The 18,714-nt window shown below is 49.4% G+C and carries 15 protein-coding genes; 11 read left to right on the top strand and 4 right to left on the bottom strand.

Features of this window, described 5'->3' with window-relative positions; genetic code table 11:
* The first annotated feature begins 23 nt into the window (after positions 1–23).
* The 7 genes from JZ784_RS14840 (at position 24) to JZ784_RS14870 (ending at position 7,750) form a co-directional block, all read left to right on the top strand.
* The gene (locus tag JZ784_RS14840) at positions 24–839 is read left to right on the top strand and encodes an OmpA family protein (protein WP_346315387.1); all 816 of its coding nucleotides are present in this window, start codon (positions 24–26) and stop codon (positions 837–839) included.
* A 146-nt stretch (positions 840–985) separates the two neighbouring features.
* A complete protein-coding gene (locus JZ784_RS14845) occupies positions 986–1,336 on the top strand; it encodes a hypothetical protein (protein WP_346315388.1) in 351 nt (116 codons plus the stop codon).
* Between the two features lie 355 nt (positions 1,337–1,691).
* On the top strand, positions 1,692–3,521 hold the full coding sequence (gene ilvD, locus JZ784_RS14850; protein WP_346315389.1) for a dihydroxy-acid dehydratase: 1,830 nt from the start codon (positions 1,692–1,694) through the stop codon (positions 3,519–3,521).
* A gap of 669 nt (positions 3,522–4,190) precedes the next feature.
* Positions 4,191–4,367 (top strand): hypothetical protein, encoded by a 177-nt coding sequence (locus tag JZ784_RS14855; RefSeq protein WP_346315390.1) that lies wholly within the window; start codon positions 4,191–4,193, stop codon positions 4,365–4,367.
* A 34-nt stretch (positions 4,368–4,401) separates the two neighbouring features.
* Complete coding sequence (ilvD, locus tag JZ784_RS14860; RefSeq protein WP_346315391.1) at positions 4,402–6,087, top strand: dihydroxy-acid dehydratase; 1,686 nt, start codon at positions 4,402–4,404, stop codon at positions 6,085–6,087.
* 72 nt (positions 6,088–6,159) lie between these two features.
* Positions 6,160–7,482 (top strand): hypothetical protein, encoded by a 1,323-nt coding sequence (locus JZ784_RS14865; protein ID WP_346315392.1) that lies wholly within the window; start codon positions 6,160–6,162, stop codon positions 7,480–7,482.
* A complete protein-coding gene (locus JZ784_RS14870; protein WP_346315393.1) occupies positions 7,463–7,750 on the top strand; it encodes a chorismate mutase in 288 nt (95 codons plus the stop codon). Before JZ784_RS14865 ends, JZ784_RS14870 begins: the two co-directional genes overlap by 20 nt.
* A 64-nt stretch (positions 7,751–7,814) precedes the next feature.
* Here JZ784_RS14870 and JZ784_RS14875 read toward each other — a convergent pair whose 3' ends face one another.
* Entirely contained in the window at positions 7,815–8,708 is an 894-nt protein-coding gene (locus JZ784_RS14875) for a DUF4198 domain-containing protein (protein ID WP_346315394.1), read from the bottom strand.
* A 100-nt stretch (positions 8,709–8,808) separates the two neighbouring features.
* On the opposite strand from JZ784_RS14875, the gene JZ784_RS14880 reads away from it, so the two are divergent.
* From JZ784_RS14880 to JZ784_RS14895, 4 genes are all read left to right on the top strand, one after another.
* Positions 8,809–10,368 (top strand): DUF2271 domain-containing protein, encoded by a 1,560-nt coding sequence (locus tag JZ784_RS14880; protein WP_346315395.1) that lies wholly within the window; start codon positions 8,809–8,811, stop codon positions 10,366–10,368.
* A 29-nt stretch (positions 10,369–10,397) separates the two neighbouring features.
* A complete protein-coding gene (locus tag JZ784_RS14885) occupies positions 10,398–10,988 on the top strand; it encodes a PepSY-associated TM helix domain-containing protein (RefSeq protein ID WP_346315396.1) in 591 nt (196 codons plus the stop codon).
* Between the two features lie 9 nt (positions 10,989–10,997).
* Complete coding sequence (locus JZ784_RS14890) at positions 10,998–12,473, top strand: sulfite reductase subunit alpha (RefSeq protein ID WP_346315397.1); 1,476 nt, start codon at positions 10,998–11,000, stop codon at positions 12,471–12,473.
* A 181-nt stretch (positions 12,474–12,654) separates the two neighbouring features.
* Positions 12,655–13,392 (top strand): sulfite exporter TauE/SafE family protein, encoded by a 738-nt coding sequence (locus JZ784_RS14895; protein WP_005012315.1) that lies wholly within the window; start codon positions 12,655–12,657, stop codon positions 13,390–13,392.
* On the opposite strand, the gene JZ784_RS14900 is transcribed toward JZ784_RS14895, so the two are convergent.
* The 3 genes from JZ784_RS14900 to ppc all read right to left on the bottom strand — a co-directional run bounded on the left by JZ784_RS14900 (position 13,389) and on the right by ppc (position 18,690).
* Positions 13,389–14,294: a LysR family transcriptional regulator gene (locus JZ784_RS14900; RefSeq protein WP_346315398.1), complete on the bottom strand. Its 906-nt coding sequence runs from the start codon at positions 14,292–14,294 to the stop codon at positions 13,389–13,391. The two genes, JZ784_RS14895 and JZ784_RS14900, sit on opposite strands and share 4 nt — an antisense overlap.
* A 109-nt stretch (positions 14,295–14,403) precedes the next feature.
* Positions 14,404–15,708: a solute carrier family 23 protein gene (locus JZ784_RS14905; RefSeq protein ID WP_346315399.1), complete on the bottom strand. Its 1,305-nt coding sequence runs from the start codon at positions 15,706–15,708 to the stop codon at positions 14,404–14,406.
* 297 nt (positions 15,709–16,005) lie between these two features.
* On the bottom strand, positions 16,006–18,690 hold the full coding sequence (ppc, locus tag JZ784_RS14910; protein ID WP_346315400.1) for a phosphoenolpyruvate carboxylase: 2,685 nt from the start codon (positions 18,688–18,690) through the stop codon (positions 16,006–16,008).
* Positions 18,691–18,714: the final 24 nt, after the last annotated feature.

Here is an 18,714-nt window from a genome sequence, read left to right on the forward strand (position 1 = left end):
CACATATACATATTGAGAAGACAATGAACACAATGTTAAAAAGCCTTATCGGCTCAGCAATCGTGGGTCTAGCATGCAGCACGCCAGTTTGGGCCGCTGAACAGTTGAACCTGAACATGGCGGATGAATCGATTCATTTTCCGGAAGTGAAAGACAGCTATTTAGACCAAGTTCACCGCTATGAATATCATCAGGTGAACCGTTTGGATGCGGGCTTAACCAAAGACCAGATTCGCTATATTTTGGGACACCCTCACTTCAGTGAAGGCGTCTTTGCTGTGCGTGAATGGAATTATGTACTAGACATTCGTGTACCTGAAACACAGCAGTACAAGCGCTGCCAGCTGCGCATTGACTTTGATAAAAAGTATTTGGCTAAAGCCTATTACTGGAAAGGTGAAGCTTGCCAAGGGCTAGCGCAATATGGCGCCAACAACGAGTCTGCAGATCCCAATGCTTTTGTAGCGGCTGGTTTAGATGCGGCGAATGAGCAAGCCAGTGTACTGTTTGCTTTTGACCGTCATGATGAAGCAGCGGTTAACCGTGACTTCAGCCGTGTTGAAGAAATTGCCGACGCCATTAAAAAGTCTGGCAGCAAGCAAGTGCGTATTACTGGTTTTGCCGATAAATTAGGCAATTTTACCTATAACCAGGCTTTGTCTGCACAGCGTGCAAATACTGTGGCGTATCTGCTTACGCAAAACGGTATTCCAGCAGCGCAAATTAATCTCGATGCTAACGGTTCAACCCGCATTTATAAGGAATGCGAAGGCCAAACAAAATCGGCATCGACTGTGAAATGCTTGGCGCCAAACCGCCGCGTAAATGTCAGCTGGTAAGTTCAAGTTCATCAAACTGATGTATTCAGCCATGCCTGTTTCAGGCATGGCATTTTTATAGTTGAAATGTAATGTTTAAAAAAATCTCCTGCCTTGCTTTTGCAAGTGTCTGTGCATTTTCGGCCCAAGCCTTTGATAAAAATCAAATGGATTTACAGAAAAATTTCTGGGGCACATGGTCTGTGTACAATGCTCAGACCAAATGCACAGAAACGTACCAATTTACCCAGCCAGCGCAAGTGGCCTATAGCGCGAAGCAGAAAAAAATGACGGGTGAGTTTTCTGTCATCCGTACGCAGGATCCGAACCAGATTGATGTTTTTGCAATGTCGGTTGGCGAGGACAACAAAAAGGCAGGCTGCGGCAATCAAGCCACGGACTATAGCAAGGCACAAATCCGTTTAGGTTTGAAATGGATTTCGGCAAAAACGGCTGAATTATGCAGCGATCTGGAAGGTAAAAAGTGCTTAGGCCTTTATTTCATCAAGCAGAAATAATCTTTTCACTTAAAAAGCTTCTTCGGAAGCTTTTTTATAACTTAAGATTGATCAATTTCGGATTTTTAATAAATTATATTTATATAAAATTTAAAAATTATTCATGAAAGTTTTGCAATGAATCTGGAATGATGGCGTTATAGTAGATTTCATTAAAGATTCTTGTCGTCAGATCGTCGAGACGCACCTATACGCATATCTGCCATTTTATTCAACGAATGGGTCATCTTGAAAAACAATGGCTTGTAGTATGATATGTGTGAAATTCGGCTGATTTAACATCATGGTCAGTATGATTTAGCCAAAATGAATCTGTCTGATTCATTTCAAGCTCAAACTTTGTTGGAAATATATAATGCCTGACTATCGTTCAAAAACATCGACACACGGAAGAAATATGGCTGGCGCACGCGGTTTATGGCGTGCGACGGGGATGAAAGATGAAGACTTTGGCAAGCCGATTATTGCGGTGGTCAATTCATTCACGCAATTCGTTCCCGGTCATGTGCATTTGAAAGACTTGGGTCAATTGGTCGCGCGCCAAATTGAACAGGCAGGCGGTGTGGCCAAAGAGTTTAATACCATTGCGGTCGATGACGGTATTGCGATGGGGCATGACGGCATGCTGTATTCACTGCCTTCGCGTGACTTGATTGCAGACTCTGTAGAATACATGGTGAACGCGCATTGCGCCGATGCCATGGTCTGCATTTCTAACTGTGACAAAATCACCCCGGGAATGCTCATGGCCTCTATGCGCCTCAACATTCCGGTGGTATTCGTTTCAGGCGGGCCAATGGAAGCGGGTAAAGTCAAAATCCGCGGCAATGAGCATGCCATTGACCTTGTCGATGCCATGATTGTCGCAGCAGATGACAGTTTCACCGATGAAGAAGTGGCGGAATACGAACGTTCAGCATGTCCAACCTGCGGTTCATGTTCAGGCATGTTTACTGCAAACTCAATGAACTGCTTAACTGAAGCACTCGGTTTATCGCTGCCAGGCAACGGTTCGACACTTGCGACGCATGCCAACCGTCAAAAACTATTTGAGCGTGCGGGTCAATTGATTGTTGAAATTACCAAACGCCATTATGAAGAAAACGATTACAGCTTATTGCCGCGTTCAATTGCCACTAAAGCAGCCTTTGAAAATGCAATGACGCTTGATGTTTCAATGGGCGGTTCAACCAATACAGTGCTTCATTTATTGGCGGCAGCGCATGAAGCTGAAGTTGATTTCACCATGGCCGACATTGACCGTTTGTCACGTAAAGTGCCGGTATTGTGTAAAGTTGCACCGGCAAAACAGGACGTGCATATGGAAGATGTACACCGTGCCGGCGGCATCATGTCCATTTTGGGCGAATTGGACCGTGCCGGTTTATTGGATACTTCCGTACCGACCGTGCATGAAAAAACCTTGAAAGATGCTTTGGACAAATGGGACATCATCCGTACAGAAGATGAAGATGTATACAACTTCTTTAAATCGGCGCCGGGCGGCGTGCCAACGCAGACAGCATTCTCACAAAACCGCTACTATTCACGTTTAGATGGTGACCGTGAAAATGGCGTGATCCGTAACGCTGCCAATGCTTTCTCACAAGACGGCGGTTTAGCAGTGCTTTACGGCAACATTGCATTGGATGGCTGTATTGTCAAAACGGCGGGTGTTGACGATTCAATCTTGAAATTCAACGGCACAGCGCGTGTCTTTGAAAGCCAAGATTCAGCAGTTGAATCCATTTTGGGCAATGAAATTAAAGCCGGTGACGTGGTAGTGATCCGTTACGAAGGCCCGCGCGGCGGCCCGGGCATGCAGGAAATGCTGTATCCAACCAGCTACTTGAAATCGAAAGGCCTTGGTAAAGAGTGTGCTTTGTTGACGGATGGCCGTTTCTCTGGCGGTTCATCGGGCCTGTCGATCGGCCACGTGTCTCCGGAAGCGGCTGAAGGCGGCGCGATTGGTTTGGTGGAAGATGGCGACCGTATCGAAATCGATATTCCAAACCGTACCATCCACTTAGCCGTTGATGAAGCGACCATGGCAGCGCGCCGTGCAGCGCAAGAAGCCAAAGGCTGGAAGCCTGCGGAAGAGCGTCCGCGTAAAATCTCTAAAGCCTTGAAAGCGTATGCGATGCATACCACAAGTGCTTCTAAAGGCGCAGTACGTGAAATCTAAAGTTTAGATTTTTAAGTCAAAAAGCACTCCGCATGGGGTGCTTTTTTTATGCAAAAAATTATTTTCAAACTCCCAGTTTTTGTTAAGTAGGGGGGCGACAGGAAGTCGCACGTTTGTCCGTATGGCAGGGATGCCATATCGGGCAAATAAGGGCTTTTGTTTACTTTTGGCCTGTCAAAAGTAAAAAGCGCCTACGAGATAATATTAGAAATTAATCAGGTAATTTGAGGCTGTATGGGAAACAATCTAAGGTCTATATCAATACTTTTTTTATAATGAAATTTTATATGGTACATATGATGTGTTTTATGAAATATACAGTTCGTACAATCTAAGTTTTTAAATTGGACGGTAGGGTACGACGGTGCCCTATCTTTTTTAAGCAAATGTTACTTTTGTTTTGGCAAAATGAGAAGCGAAGCTTTGCAAGGAAACCATCTTACGGAGCATTGCTCCTCACTGCAAAACTCGTTAAATACCCACATTTTTTCAGTTAATCACGGAAGCATTCGATATTAATTTTAGTCCTGCCTCGAACAGCTGCAGATGGTCTTGCCGCGTATCAAATATCATAAATGGCGCTTGCTTCAGCTGGTTTATGCGCTGCAGAGGGGAAAGAATGGACATTCCCTCTGCTTTTAAAAGGATAGGGTTAGGGAGAGGATTGATATGAAAAAAAACCTTCATCCTTTTGCGGAGCATGCTCCTCATCCCGAAAAAAGAAGAGGCTTTCAATATTCATTTTATGAGCGGTTTAGTGATCATTTTGGATTTTTGAAAGAGGTTCACTATGTTGCGCTGTCTTATTTCTATACAATAAATGCAAAACAATTCGCCAAAGGCTGAAGCTTAGCATCAGCCATCGCCAAGGAACATAACAATGAGTAAAGAAAATATCCGAGAACATTCAGCCCCTGTCTATGAAGGCATTGAAAATGCGCCAGCCCGTTCCATGATGCGCGCAACAGGCTTGCAGGATGAAGACTTTACCCGCGCTTTTATTGGCATTGCATCAACATGGGCCAATGTCACGCCGTGCAATATGCATATTGACGGCTTGGCGCGCGAAGCGGAATACGGCGTGAATGCTGCTGGCGGCAAAGGCATTATTTTCAACACCATCACCATTTCAGACGGCATTTCCAATGGCACCGAAGGCATGAAGTACTCTTTGCTGTCACGTGAAATTATTGCCGATTCCATTGAGGCCGTGGTGGGCTGTCAGGCCTATGACGGTGTGATTGCGATTGGCGGCTGTGACAAAAACATGCCCGGCTGCATTATGGGCCTGGCGCGCTTAAACCGTCCGGGTTTATTTATTTACGGCGGAACCATTAAACCGGGCGCAGGGCATACCGACATGATTTCGGTGTTTGAAGCTGTGGGGCAGTATGCCAAAGGCGAAATCAATGCCATTCAAGTCAAACAGATTGAAGAAGTCGCGCTGCCGGGCCCGGGTTCCTGCGGCGGCATGTATACCGCTAATTCGATGGCCTCCGCGATTGAGGCCTTGGGGATGAGCCTGCCGGGATCATCGGCGCAGGAAGCCGTTTCGGCGGATAAACTGGCAGACTGCCAGCGTGCAGGCGAAGCGGTCATGAATCTGCTGCGCCTCGATATCAAGCCGCGTGACATTATGACCAAAGCGGCGTTTGAAAACTCCATTAAAGTGCTGATTGCTTTGGGCGGCTCAACCAATGGCGTACTGCATTTGATTGCCATGGCGCATACGGCGGGCGTGGAACTCAGCTTGGATGACTTCGTCCGCATTGGTCAAGACATTCCAGTGGTGGCGGATGTGCGCCCATCAGGCAAATACCTGATGTCGGAGTTGATTGCGATTGGCGGTATTCAGCCGTTAATGAAACGCATGCTGAATGCCGGCATGCTGGACGGTTCTTGCTTAACGGTGACGGGCAAAACCTTGGCGGAAAATTTGGCGGATGTCGCAGACTATCCGGAAGGCCAGCAGATTATTCTGCCCTTTGATGCGCCGATTAAAAAAGACTCGCATCTGGTTGTGTTGAAAGGCAACCTGTCGCCAACGGGGGCGGTCGCTAAAATTACCGGCAAGGAAGGCTTATTCTTTGAAGGCCCGGCACGGGTATTTGAAGGTGAGCAGGGCGCTATGCGCGGCATTTTAGATGGTGAAGTGCAGGAAGGCGAAGTGGTGGTCATCCGCGGTGTAGGGCCGAAAGGCGGGCCGGGCATGCCGGAAATGCTGAAACCGACCTCTGCGATTATTGGCAAAGGCTTAGGCAAGTCTGTGGCGCTGCTGACCGATGGCCGTTTTTCCGGCGGCAGCCATGGCTTCGTGATTGGCCATGTCACGCCGGAAGCTTATGAAGGCGGGCCGATTGGACTGGTTAAAAATGGCGATAAAATTTCCATTAATGCCGAAACCCGTGAAATGACCTGGCATGTGTCGGAAAATGAAATTGCAGCCCGCAAGGCGGCTTGGGTCAAGCCTAAGCCGAATTATACCCATGGCGCCTTAGCCAAGTTTGCAAAATTGACTTCAGGGGCTGAGAAAGGAGCAGTTACGGATCTGAATTTAGATGTATAATTGATCATTCTCTAACAAGTTGCTATAAACCCTTGTAGTCCTGCAAGGGTTTATTTTTTCGAGGCAAATCTCATGTCACTGCTGCGCCGTTGGTTTGATCCAATCCGATCGAGCTGGTTTTATCAAAAACCGACTCGGCAAACGGTGTTACCCACGGAACAAGGTTTAAGCGTTTACCTGCGTTTAGATGATGTTTACAGCTACTTGGCTGCCCAGCAGCTGCCTCAGCTGGAAGAAATCCTCAGTGATGAACTGAAGCCCTTAAAAGTTTATATATCCAGCCAGAGCGGTGAACCGCCCAATCACATGTCTGCTGCAGAATGGCAGCAGTATTGCTTAAACGATGCCCAAATTCTGTCTAAGCAGCACCGCTTCAGCTTTCATGACACGCCTGAACAGCCCACGGCTGAAGCGCTGCAGCAGGCGGAAACCATATTGCGCAATACGCCTTTGCGCGGTCAGGACTTTTTATATTTGCTGGAAGATGTGTTCCATATGCTGTGGCAAAAGCAGTATGGCAAATTGCGCACATTGCACGCCATGGCCAGCCGCCATCATCAGCCGCAGCATTTCCCGGAGCGCGTCTTTGGCGAAATGCCCGTGCTGGCGAGCTATTTCGAATTTGGCGGGCGCAAATACCATGCGGTGGATGACCTGCTCCGCTTAACCCGCCGGTTAAAGCAGCAGAAGCTGCTGACGGATAATCCGATTTTCCTGATCAATCATATTGAATGGCGCGAGCATTTGATCAGTGATGCGGAAGAGCTGAATGAAATTCAGGCGCTGGATCCGGAGCTGGATTTGTATATTGCGCTGGAAGACCCGATTTCGTGGCTCTTGCTGGCCTATATTAAAGAGGAATTGGCTGATTTTTATAATATTCAGCTGAATGTCTATCCGCTCAGCTACCATAGCCGCGACCTGTTTGACTGGAGTTTGGCGACCCGCCTGTCTAAGCGGACAGAAGTGGCATTTACGCCGTTTTGCCGTCCGACAGAAGCTGCGACGCTGTACATGGCGCAGCTGTATTACAGCGTTCCGGAAGAGCAGCGCATTGAGGCGATGTACCACATTCTGCAGGCGGTGTGGACCAAGGGCAGGGATTTATCCTTTAAAGCGCATTTTCAGCAGCTGCAGCAGGACTTGGGCATTGCCGCGCTGACTGAAGAAGATGTAGAAGCAATGCTGAAAGAAAACGATATGCATTGTGAAATGAAATCTCAGCCCGATTTTCCTGTGCTTGAGCTGCGGATTGACGGGCAAAGCTATGTGTTTAACAGCTTATACCGCGTTTGGATGATTGAAAGTATTTTCAGTAATGTGTTAGAAGAGAAGTATAAAAGTGAAAACACAGCTGACAGTGAACAGAAGCCGCATGAACAAAGAGAAAGTTGAATCTTTAGAACAAGCCCGCGCGCAAATCGATGTGATTGATGAAGCGCTGATAGCATTGATTGCGGCGCGTCAATTTTATGTGGATCAGGCAGTGCGTTTTAAACGGACCGAGCAGGATGTGCAGTCACCGGAACGGGCGGATGAGGTCATTAAAAAAGTGCGCGGCGCAGCGGAGGCCCAAGGGGTTGATCCGGATTTGGTTGAACATCTTTACCGTGAAATGATCCAGCATTTCATTCGCCGTGAATTAAAGGAAATCAGGCCTTAATCAAGCGCTAGAAAAACAAAAAAGCTCCAGTATCGGAGCTTTTTGACGCAGTTGCTATTTGAGCTTATTCAGCAACTTCCACAGTTAAGCCATAAGTAAACGATTCCGCTTGCGGCTTTTTCGTATTGTCCGGGTTGGCTTCAGGATACGCCGCAGTAATTAAATAAACGCCGGCTTTCTCGAATTTCACTTCAATTTCGCCTTTCGCATTGGATTTGACTGCAGGAAGCTCTTTGGTTTTTTCAGCATCCAAGCTGCCGGCGCCTTTGAAGACATCCACTTCTACATTCGGCACAGCTTTGCCATTGAAGAGGATTTGCGCTTTTAAGGCTTCGCCTGCATACAGTTCGCTTGGATGAGTCAGCAGTTTCAGCTCAAAGCCTTTATTTGAAGGCGCTGGAATTGCGCTTGGCTTGCCTTTGGTAATGTAAGTTTCAGCAATGAGCGTATTTTTCACTTCGAATACTGGCGCATTGGCAGGCACTTGGTCAGCTGCAATCATGCGCGGAGGCTGTGCATTGGCAGGCGCAGGGGTTTTCGCCGCTTCGGCTTTGGGCGCTTCAGGCGCTTTTGCCTGCTGAGCCATTGGAGCGCGCATCGGGCGGACACGCAGCCAGCGGCCGTCAATCAGCGCGTATTTTCCGCTGTTGCCGACCGCATCCTTTGTCTGAATGCGGTAAGTGCCTTCATCAGCAGGGCTGAATTCAGCGACATTAAAGCGCTTTAACGATGCGGCCGCATCCAGCGCAAGCTGTTGGCCGCCCGGCTGCGTAATGATATAGCTGGTTTTAAAGTTATTGCTTGGAACAAAGAATTTTTCCACCGTTAATGCGCTTTGGAAACTGACATTCGAGCTGCTTATATCAAATGCGTCCGGCAGGATGAACGGACTGACAGTATGTGCATGGCTCAATACCGGCAAAGAAGAGAGCAAAGCAATTTTTAACCAATGATTCATTGAACCATACTCCAAATTTAAATCGAAATTATCGGTCGTAATCTACTTGATAACTACTATCATTATCAATAAAATTCAGAAAATATTTTGGAGAATCAGTATGCCATTTACTGCTAATAAAAATGAACCTGCACGGACAGCATTCCGACTAACGCCATTGGTTGTAGCGCTGGCGCTGATTTCTCCAATCAGCGTGCAGGCGGCGGAACAAAAAGCAGAAGATGGCCAGTTTGAACAGCAAGCAGCGCAAGCGCACCGTTTTCACCGCGATTATGTCTTGGGCACGTCTTTAGATGTGGTGGTGACAGGGGTCTCTAAGCAAGAGGCCAAATTGGCGCTAGACGCGATTCAAACTGAAATTGCCCGCATGGATCAGAAACTTTCCACTTGGCGGGCAGACAGCGAAATTACCGCCCTGAATAAAAACAAAGCCGGCGCGGTTTCCCCTGAACTCTTTGAAGTGATTGCCGCCTGTGAAGCTTGGCGCGATAAAACTTGCGGCGCATTTGACGCGCGCTTAGGTCAATTGATTGGCCTATGGGAAAAATCGCAAGGCATCACAGATCTGGATACAGCAACCCATGCGCAGGTGCTGAATTTATTGAAGCCGGACAGCGTGGAGATGGATGAATCTGCGCAGCGGATCCAGATGGATGCTACGGTGTCATTTGCGCCAGATGCCTATGCCAAAGGCTATATCATTGACCACGCCATGGTGGCCGCCCGTCAAAAAGTGCCTGCGGCTGAAGGCCTGCTGATTGATATCGGCGGAGACATCCGCGTATGGGGCAGCGCGCCTCAGAAGGACGGCTGGAGCGTCGGCGTGCAGGATGCGTTTAATCATCATGATTTAGCTGTGCCAAGCGAGGTGCTGCAGCTTAAAGATCAGGCTGTGGCATTCAGCGGTCAAGGCTACCGTTCATTGGCAGGTCAATCGCATTTACTCGATCCGAAAACCGGCCTGCCTTTGCAGCAGGTTGAGCAATGCGTGGTTGTCGGCACTTGCGCAGCGGATGCCGATGCTTTAGCCACGGCTTTGGCTGCTATGCCGCCTGCAGAGGGCTTGGCGCTGATTGAAGCTTTGGCCGGCTATGAAGCGAAATTGACCATGCGCAGCGGCGCATCTTATCAAAGCGCGGGCTGGAATGGCTTATTGCAGCGTCAAGCGGCGCAGCCAGAAATGCAGGCTGTGGCAAGCGCGTCATCGGCAAAATGGCCATCCGGCTATCAAGCGGCGATTGATTTGGTCATTCCGAAAATCAATGTGGAAAAATACCGCGCGCCGTATGTCTCGGTTTGGGTGACGGATGCCGATAAAAAATTAGTCAGAACCCTTGCAGTCTGGGGTAAAGATGAAAAATGGATTAATTCCAACTATGTCTGGTGGCGCCGCTATGGCCGTCAAATGGAAAAGCTCGATGCGGTTGCCAAGCCCTCACGCCAGCCGGGCCAATACAAAATTGCCTGGGATGGCAAAGATGATAGCGGCAAAGCTGTCGCTGCCGGTCAATACATTGTGCATATTGAAACTTCCCGGGAGCATGGCGATCACTCTTATCAAATGATGAATTTAGATGTGAAAGCCAAAAATTCCAGTCAAAGCCTGCCAGCGCAAACTGAAATTGGCAGTGTCAAAATGAATTTCCAAAAAATCCATTAATTTTTTGATGGATGATGAAGGTTTAAACCGTGTACCAACGCCGTGATTTTTACCGCCATGCACGCTATGTGCATGGCTGGCTGTCTGCATTCGCCTTTATTGTGCTGGTGTTTTTCTCCCTGACCGGCCTGCTGCTGAATCATCCCGAATGGTTTGATCCGGCAAAAGACGAAAAAATGGTCAAAATCGAATTGCCTGAAGATGTCCTTCAGGCCCTGCAGAAGCAGGAAAACCCTTCTAATGCATTGCTGGCGTATGTCCGTCAAAAAGAAGCTATTGTCGGCCGCTATCAAAGCAGCGAAGTGCTGGATGGCGAAGTGATGATCCGTCTGGAAAGCCCTGCCGGTTCTACAGATGTTTGGGCTTTGCTGGATACCGGCGAAGTTGAGATTACGCAAAAGCCGGCATCCGCTGTGTCGCTGATCAGTGATTTGCACCGCGGCAAAAACGCCGGCGCTGCGTGGAGCTGGCTGATTGATATCAGTGCGATCTTAATCCTGGCGCTGTCTTTGGCGGGCTATATTTTATTCCTCAGCATCAAATCGCGTTTAGTGCAGCATCTGCTGCTGACGGCGGCCAGCCTTGCGGTGCTGATCGTTTTAATTTGGTCGGCTGTATAGGCATTTGATATGACACATGCAGCCCTTCTGCTTCTGAGTTTTTTTGCGGTTTTATTGTTTATTCATTTTCTGGTTTTAGTTTGGCTGCTGTACGCTTGGCGTGCTGAAAAAAAACAGACGCGAAGACTCGACCCTCAGCAGTATCTCATTATTTACGCCAGCCAATCAGGTCAAGCCGAACAGTATGCGCAGCATACTGCACAGCAGCTGCGGCAAGCGGGCGCGGGCGCAAAATGCGTGAATATCCAAGACATCCGCGCTGAGGAATTGCCGCAGGCCTACAAAGTTTTGTGGATGGTGAGCACCTATGGCGAGGGGGATGCGCCAGATCAAGCACAGGCCTTTCAGCAAAAAATTCTCACGCAGTCTTTTGATTTATCTCAGATGTCTTATGCTGTTTTGGCCTTTGGCGACCGCCGTTATGCCAATTTTTGCCATTTTGGGCAGGAGCTGAATGCATGGCTGCTGAAGCAGCAGGCGCAGCCATGGTTTGATTTGGTCTGTGTTGATCAGTCCTCAGCGGCAGATTTGGACACTTGGACACACCATCTTGAAAAAGCAGCGGAGCTGCAGCTGGGCATGGCGCATGAGGAAAAACAGTGGGCAGATTTCCGCTTGAAGGATCGGCAGCTGCTGAACGCAGGCAGCTGCGGCGGCGCAATGTACCGCATCATGCTGTCTGCGCACAATCAGCAGTGGCAGTCTGGGGATATTCTGGAAGTGCAAAGCGCAAATGGCGCTGCGGAGATTCAGTGTTTTTTAGAGCGGCATCCAGCTGATTCTGATCAGGCTGCGGCCGATACCCTCAAGCTGAAAAATCTGCGCCAGCTGCCGTTACGCCAGCCGGATGAAAGCTTCAGCCAGTGGATCACACGCTTTGAGCCGCTGCCGTTGCGGGATTATTCCATTGCCTCGATTCCTGAGTCTAAGCAGCTGGAGCTGGTGGTGCGCCAGCAAATCACTGAACAGGGCTTAGGCGTCGGTTCGGGCTGGCTGACGGAGAGCGCTGCTTTAGGAGAAAGTATCACTGCACATATCCGGACGAATCCAGCGTTTCATTTGGAAAAAATTGATAAACCAATGATTTTTATTGGCAATGGTTCCGGAATCGCGGGATTGATGGCGCATTTGCAGCAGCGCCATGCTTGGGGATTCCGCCAAAACTGGCTGATTTTTGGCGAACGGCAGCAGCAGTTCGATTTTCTGTTTGAACAGCCGCTTTCAGACTGGAAAAACAGCGGTGTTCTGCATACGCTGGATACAGTATTTTCACGCGATCATCAGCCTAAAAAATATGTGCAGCATGCGCTGGCGGAAAAAGCTGAACAGCTGTGCGAATGGGTGAATCAGGGCGCTTATATTTATCTGTGCGGCAGCCTGCAGGGGATGGCGCAAGGGGTGGACGAAGCGCTGACTGAAATTTTAGGCGCGGCGCAACTGGAGCAGCTGCGCCGAGAACAGCGCTACCGCCGTGATGTGTACTGAGCTTTATGCAAGCCTTAAACCTGCATTTAAAAAAGCGTCCTCTATGGGCGCTTTTTTATTGCGGCAGAATGCGGATTACAGCAAAGCCTCAATATTTAATTGAGGCTGGATTCCAAAAACAGTGATTTTTGATTGGCGCAGAATTTTTTAGCATAGCGCTAAACATGAAACGAGTAAGCAGATGATTGGGTTTGTCATTGCGGTATTTGCCATTGCCGGCATGATTAAAGGCGCGATTGGGCTGGGTTTGCCTGCCGTTGCGATGGGGCTGCTGACCATGGTGATCAGTCCGTTTCAGGCAGCGGCATTGCTGATAGTCCCTTCAATGGTCACTAATTTTTGGCAGCTGTTCGCTGAAGGGCGGGTGTTGCAGCTGGTCCAGCGTTTTTGGCCTTTGCTGCTGGGCATAATTGCCGGTTCGATTTGGAGTGTTTTTCCGACTTTAGGCCATGGCGAATTTCAAAGTGAGGCGCTGCTCGGGGCAATGCTGGCTTTATATGGGCTTTATGGCTTATGTGCAAAAAAACTGCCGAATTTTGCCGGGCAGGAAAAATGGCTGTCGCCCATCATTGGCTATTTAGGCGGCGCGCTCACTGTAGCGACTGGCGTAGTGGTGATTCCTGTGGTGCCTTATCTGCAAGGGCTGCAGCTGAAGCGGGATGACCTCGTGCAGGCGCTGGGTTTGGCTTTTACGACATCGACCATTTGCCTTGCAGTATTTTTACAGCAGAATCCTGTCGATAATATGCCGCTGGATTACCAAATGTCTTTGATTGCTTTGTTTCCAGCGTTAATCGGCATGTGGGCAGGCAAAAAAATCCGTTACCGCATACCGGAGCAGAAATTCCGCAAGGTCTTTTTTGCAGGGCTGATTGCCCTTGGCGGCTATATGATGCTGCATCAATTCGGCTGGATTTAATCCAGCGTCAATAGGCTGTGCTGCGCAATTAAAAATTGGCTGAAATGCTGATACGGTGTAGACAAATCATCAAAGCTGCGGGCAGTCAGCATCAGTTTCCGGTTGGCCCAGTCACCGGTTAAATCTACAGTGTCAAAAGCATACAGCGCCTGCAGGCGCAGAGCCGCCCGTTTAGGCATGATGGCAACGCCTACGCCGTTGGCGACCACTTGAGCAATAGCGGCAAAGTTAGGCAGACGCAGCCGGTATTGAATGCGGGATCCTAATTGTTTGGCTTGCGTTTCAATGGACTGCTGCAAGGAGTGATATTGCATCAGCCCGACAAAAGGATAGCCAAGAGTCTGGGCCAGCGGCATTGGCGCATGGCCTGTCAGCTCATGCGTTTTCGGGAAAATCAGCACCAGAGGGTCATCTGCAAATTCCAAGGTCTGCAGCTGGCTGGATCTGAAAAATCCTGAAATCAGCCCCAGCTGCGCCGTACCCTGTTCAATGGCGGCCACAATATCATGGGATTCCGCCTCTTTGAGTTCAATCTGCACATTGGGGTTCTGCAATAAATACTGCGGCAGCAGCAGGGGCAAATACTCGCTTTGCGCAGAAGAATTGCACCACAGCACCATGCTGGAACTGAGCCCAGCCGCAAAAGGCGCCATGGCTTGTTCCAGCTGCCGGCCTTGCTGCAGGATCTGCTGCGCATGCTCCACGAAAGTTTGGCCTGCCAGCGTAAGCTTTACGCCGGAAGCATGGCGGGTAAATAAACTGGCCGCATAACGCTGTTCCATTTTTTTAATGCGCTCACTGCAGGCCTGCAGAGAAATGGCAGAGCGCTCAGCGCCTTTGGTCAGACTGCCGGTTTCCACAATATTCAGTACCAGCTGCAGGTCAAACAGATCTAAGCGCATGCATTCTTGCTCTTATAAGAAGGCTTTATTTTACTTAAAATCGGCAGACAAAAAATGCGGATATGAAAAAAGCAGCCAAATGGCTGCTTTTTATATTTGAAGCGTCAAATTATTCTGATTTATCCGCTAAGCTGAAGAACCAGTTCAGAATTAAAGCTGCAAATGTTGCAGTGCCAATGCCGCCTAAATTGAAGCTGCCGAACTGAAGCGCAAAGTCGCCGGTTCCTAAAATAATGGTCACGGCTGCCACCATCAGGTTTTTATTTTTAGAGAAATCGACTTTGTTTTCAATCCAGATTTTCGCACCGGCAATGGTAATTAAACCAAAGACTACAATGGATGCACCGGTTAAAATTGCGCTTGGAATGGTATGGATGATGGCGCCAAATTTTGGAGACAAGCCCAGAAATACTGCAAATACGCCCGCCACCACAAAGATGATGGTGGAGTAGACGCGGGTGACTGCCATGACGCCAATGTTTTCGCCATACGTGGTCATGCCTGGGCCGCCGACAGCGCCTGAAAGGGTGGTCGCTACGCCATCCGCCACAAAAGCTTTGCCAATATGCGGATCCAGATTTTCACCGGTCATTGCGCTGACGGCTTTAATATGGCCCAGGTTTTCCGCCACTAAAATCAGGGCGATTGGGGCAATAATCAGCATGGCATTGACGTTGAATTCAGGCGCATGGAAATGTGGTACGCCAAACCAAGCCGCCTGCTGAATCGGCGTAAAATTAATCGGCGTGCCGTATCCCATGATATTGGACACGATGTAATAAACTAAATAAGCCAGCAGCAGGCCGACCAGCAGCAGCAAGCGCTGCAACAGGCCTTTGGTGAATACGGCAATGGAGCCCATGCACAGCACAGTCACCAGTGACATCCACATATTAAAGCTGTTGCCCATCACGCCTTTAACGGTCACCGGCGCAAGATTCAAGCCAATAATCATCACCACAGCGCCTGTGACTACAGGCGGCATCAGTTTTTCAATCCAGCGGGTGCCAGTGGCCATCACAATGAAGCCGAAAATAGCATATAAAATACCGCAGGCCATGATGCCGCCAGCAGCCATGGCAATATTGGCATTCGGCGCACCGGTGCCAGACGCTGCATAGCCCGTGGCGGCAATCACGACGCCGATAAAGGCAAAGCTTGACCCCAAATAGCTTGGCACACGGCCGCCCGTGATAATAAAGAACAAAATGGTGCACAGGCCTGACATTAAGATGGCCAAGTTTGGATCAAAGCCCATTAAGAACGGCGCAAGAACCGTCGCCCCGAACATGGCAAAGGCATGCTGTATGCCCAATACAACACTTTGCGCAGGCGGCAGATATTCATTGGTGCCAACTGGACGTGCATCGATACTGCCTTCATACGGGCGCCATTTGGGAAACCAATTGGACATAAAACGAGCACTCAAAATTTAAATTGTGCACATCATACGCTTCTTTTTTGGAAGATTTAATCACTGCAATAAAAAAAAAATTAAAACTAATTCTATGACTTTTCATTATTTTTTACCGCACGGTAAAAGTTTTTTATTTTAAAAATAGCGTTAAATCAGTAATTAATAAATTTAAAGCCTGCAGAGGGCAGTCATAAATTTTTTTGATTTAACTTATGATTAAATGTATGGATTATAGAATAAATGGTCAATAAAAAGGCATATCCTTGGATATGCCTTTTTATTGGGTTTGGGGCTTTAGCCGGTATTGCGCAGACCTGCAGCAATGCCGGCAATGCTGACCATGAGGGCATGATCGACTGGGGTGTTTTCCGCCTGACGTTCAGCCAGATAGGCGCGGCGGCGCTTCATCAATTCTGCCTGCAGCAGGTGCAGCGGCAGCAGGTATGGCTTACGCACTTTCATCGACTGATCCAGCACGTCATTGCTGCTGAGCAGCTTGGATTCGCCTTTCAGCGCAAGCAAGGTCTGCACCGCATCGCGCAAGCGCTGGCGCAGTTCTTCGCCTAAGGCTTTCAAATCTTCATCCTGCGTCAGATGCGACTCATAGTACAGCGCGACATGGCTGTCCGATTTGGACAGCACCATTTCCAGCATATCAATCAGGGTTTGGAAATAAGGCCATTCATGCAGCATCTCTTCCAGTACGGCTTTTTGCCCCTGATCGAGCACTTGGTTGATCGCTGCGCCGGTGCCCAGCCATGCAGGCAGCATCAAGCGGATTTGCGTCCAGGCAAAGACCCATGGAATGGCGCGCAAGGATTCAATGCCGCCGCTGACTTTACGCTTGGCCGGGCGTGAGCCCAAAGGCAGCATCTGCAGTTCAAGTTCAGGGGTTACAGTGCGCAGGTACTTGACGAAATGCGGGTTTTCACGGACGGTTTTACGGTAGACCTGCACAGACAGTTCAGTCATTTTGTGCATCAGCGCGCGCCATTCCTGCTTAGGTTCAGGCGGCGGCAACAGCGTCGCTTCTAAGGTGGCTGCGGTATAAATTTCCAAATTCTGCAAGGCAATGCCTTCTAAGCCGAACTTAAAGCGGATCATTTCGCCTTGTTCGGTGACCCGGATCGCGCCTGAAATTGAACCCGGCGGCTGTGAGAACAGCGCCTGCTGGGTTGGCGCGCCGCCGCGGCTGATCGAACCGCCGCGGCCGTGGAATAGGGTCAGCTGCACGCCGTGTTTCTTTGCAATCTCTGTTAATTCTTCCTGCGCGCGGTACTGCGCCCAGTTGGCAGACATAAAGCCGGCATCTTTAGCAGAGTCAGAATAGCCGATCATGACTTCATGCTTGCCTTGAATATGCTGCTTATACCAATGCATGCCGAATAAGGTCTGCATGGTGGCTGCGGCGCCATCCAAATCTTTCAATGTTTCGAATAATGGCACCACCCGCAGCGCTTGCTGAATGCCGGCTTCTTTCTGCAGCAGCAGCACGGCCAGCACATCGCTTGGATATTCCGCCATTGAAATAATGTACGCGCCTAAGCTTTCTGACGGCTGCTGCGCCAGTGTGCGCATGGTGGCAAAGACTTCCTGCACATCAGGGTGTTCAATCAGGCTCTGTTCCGGTTCATTCAGATGCTTTGGCAGCAGCGGACGCTTGCTTTGCAGTTCCTGCAGCAGGAAGTTCTGACGGGCCTGTTCGGTCCACGTTTCAAAATTGCCCAGGCCTAAATATTCTGTAATGGCGGAAATCGCCTGGCGGTGGCGGCCGGATTCTTGGCGGATGTCCAGTTTCAGCAGTTCAATGCCGAAACAGTTCACGCGGTGAATAAAGTCCAGCAGTTTGCCATTGGCGATTTCAGGCAGATCGCAATCTATCAGTGAACGGTAGCACAGCAGCAGCGGCTGCAGCAGTTCATCTTTGCTTCGGATGACTTGACTGTCATCTGCATCTTCACCTTTCAGTTTTTGCGCCAGCCAGTAACGGGTGGCTTTTAAGCGCTGGCGGGTATCACGCAGATATTCACGGTACGGTTCCGGGTGGTCTTGACCTAAAGCGGCGCGCAATTCGGCGCTGCACTGTTCAATTGACAGTTCCCAGCGCAGGGCTTCAATGTCGCGCACATACAGGTCGGCGGCTTTCCAGCGCGACAGCCACAGTACTTCTTGCGTGATGTTATGGGTCACGTTCGGATTGCCGTCGCGGTCGCCGCCCATCCATGAGGCAAAGCGGACAGGGGCAATAGTCAGCGGAAGCTGCTGGCCGCAATGTCCAGTGACCATGCTGTCCAATTCACGCATGAACTTCGGCACAGCATTCCATAGCGTCTGTTCAATGGTAGTGAAGCCCCACTTTGCCTCATCGACAGGGGTTGGGCGGTGCTGGCGGATTTCATCGGTTTGCCAGGCAGAACACACCAGCTGTTTTAAATCGTCCAATACGGCTTGGCGTTCTCGCGGGGTCAGCTTCTGCTGATCGAACTTAAACAGGCAGTCATTAATGCCGTCATATTTTTGAATCAAAGTGCGTCGGCTGACTTCAGTCGGATGCGCGGTCAGCACCAGTTCAATTTTTAATTCGCAGATTTGCTGATACAGCGCTTCGGCAGAAATGTCACGGTCTTTGAATTTTTGAAATAAATGATCCAGCGGGTTGGGCGATGGCGCCTGTTCATCAAATTCGCTTTGACGCCGGCTGCGCACCACATGGTACTGCTCGGCAATATTGGCAAAGTTTAAAAAATGGGTAAAAGCGCGGGTCAGCGGCAGAATTTCATCATCTTCCAGGCTGAGGAACAGCTGTTCCAGCTGCTTTTCCGCTTCAGCCTGCCCGTCGCGTGCGCCTTTCGCAAGGGCGCGAATCTGTTCAACCTGATTAAACAAATCTTGTCCAGCATGCTGCTTCAGGGTTTCGCCCAGCAGGTTGCCCAGCAATCGTACATCGTCACGTAATGGAGCATCAATTTGTTGAATCATTTTTTCGCATTCTCCGGTTGTTCT

Source organism: Acinetobacter sp. CWB-B33, from assembly GCF_039655955.1.
In the GTDB taxonomy this organism is placed as follows: Bacteria; Pseudomonadota; Gammaproteobacteria; order Pseudomonadales; family Moraxellaceae; genus Acinetobacter; species Acinetobacter bouvetii.

Coding starts and splice junctions, on each gene's coding strand:
- JZ784_RS14840 (WP_346315387.1), top strand. CDS start 24: ATGAACACAATGTTAAAAAGCCTTATCGGCTCAGCAATCGTGGGTCTA.
- JZ784_RS14845 (WP_346315388.1), top strand. CDS start 986: ATGGATTTACAGAAAAATTTCTGGGGCACATGGTCTGTGTACAATGCT.
- ilvD (WP_346315389.1), top strand. CDS start 1,692: ATGCCTGACTATCGTTCAAAAACATCGACACACGGAAGAAATATGGCT.
- JZ784_RS14855 (WP_346315390.1), top strand. CDS start 4,191: ATGAAAAAAAACCTTCATCCTTTTGCGGAGCATGCTCCTCATCCCGAA.
- ilvD (WP_346315391.1), top strand. CDS start 4,402: ATGAGTAAAGAAAATATCCGAGAACATTCAGCCCCTGTCTATGAAGGC.
- JZ784_RS14865 (WP_346315392.1), top strand. CDS start 6,160: ATGTCACTGCTGCGCCGTTGGTTTGATCCAATCCGATCGAGCTGGTTT.
- JZ784_RS14870 (WP_346315393.1), top strand. CDS start 7,463: ATGAACAAAGAGAAAGTTGAATCTTTAGAACAAGCCCGCGCGCAAATC.
- JZ784_RS14875 (WP_346315394.1), bottom strand. CDS start 8,708: ATGAATCATTGGTTAAAAATTGCTTTGCTCTCTTCTTTGCCGGTATTG.
- JZ784_RS14880 (WP_346315395.1), top strand. CDS start 8,809: ATGCCATTTACTGCTAATAAAAATGAACCTGCACGGACAGCATTCCGA.
- JZ784_RS14890 (WP_346315397.1), top strand. CDS start 10,998: ATGACACATGCAGCCCTTCTGCTTCTGAGTTTTTTTGCGGTTTTATTG.
- JZ784_RS14895 (WP_005012315.1), top strand. CDS start 12,655: ATGATTGGGTTTGTCATTGCGGTATTTGCCATTGCCGGCATGATTAAA.
- JZ784_RS14900 (WP_346315398.1), bottom strand. CDS start 14,294: ATGCGCTTAGATCTGTTTGACCTGCAGCTGGTACTGAATATTGTGGAA.
- JZ784_RS14905 (WP_346315399.1), bottom strand. CDS start 15,708: ATGTCCAATTGGTTTCCCAAATGGCGCCCGTATGAAGGCAGTATCGAT.
- ppc (WP_346315400.1), bottom strand. CDS start 18,690: ATGATTCAACAAATTGATGCTCCATTACGTGACGATGTACGATTGCTG.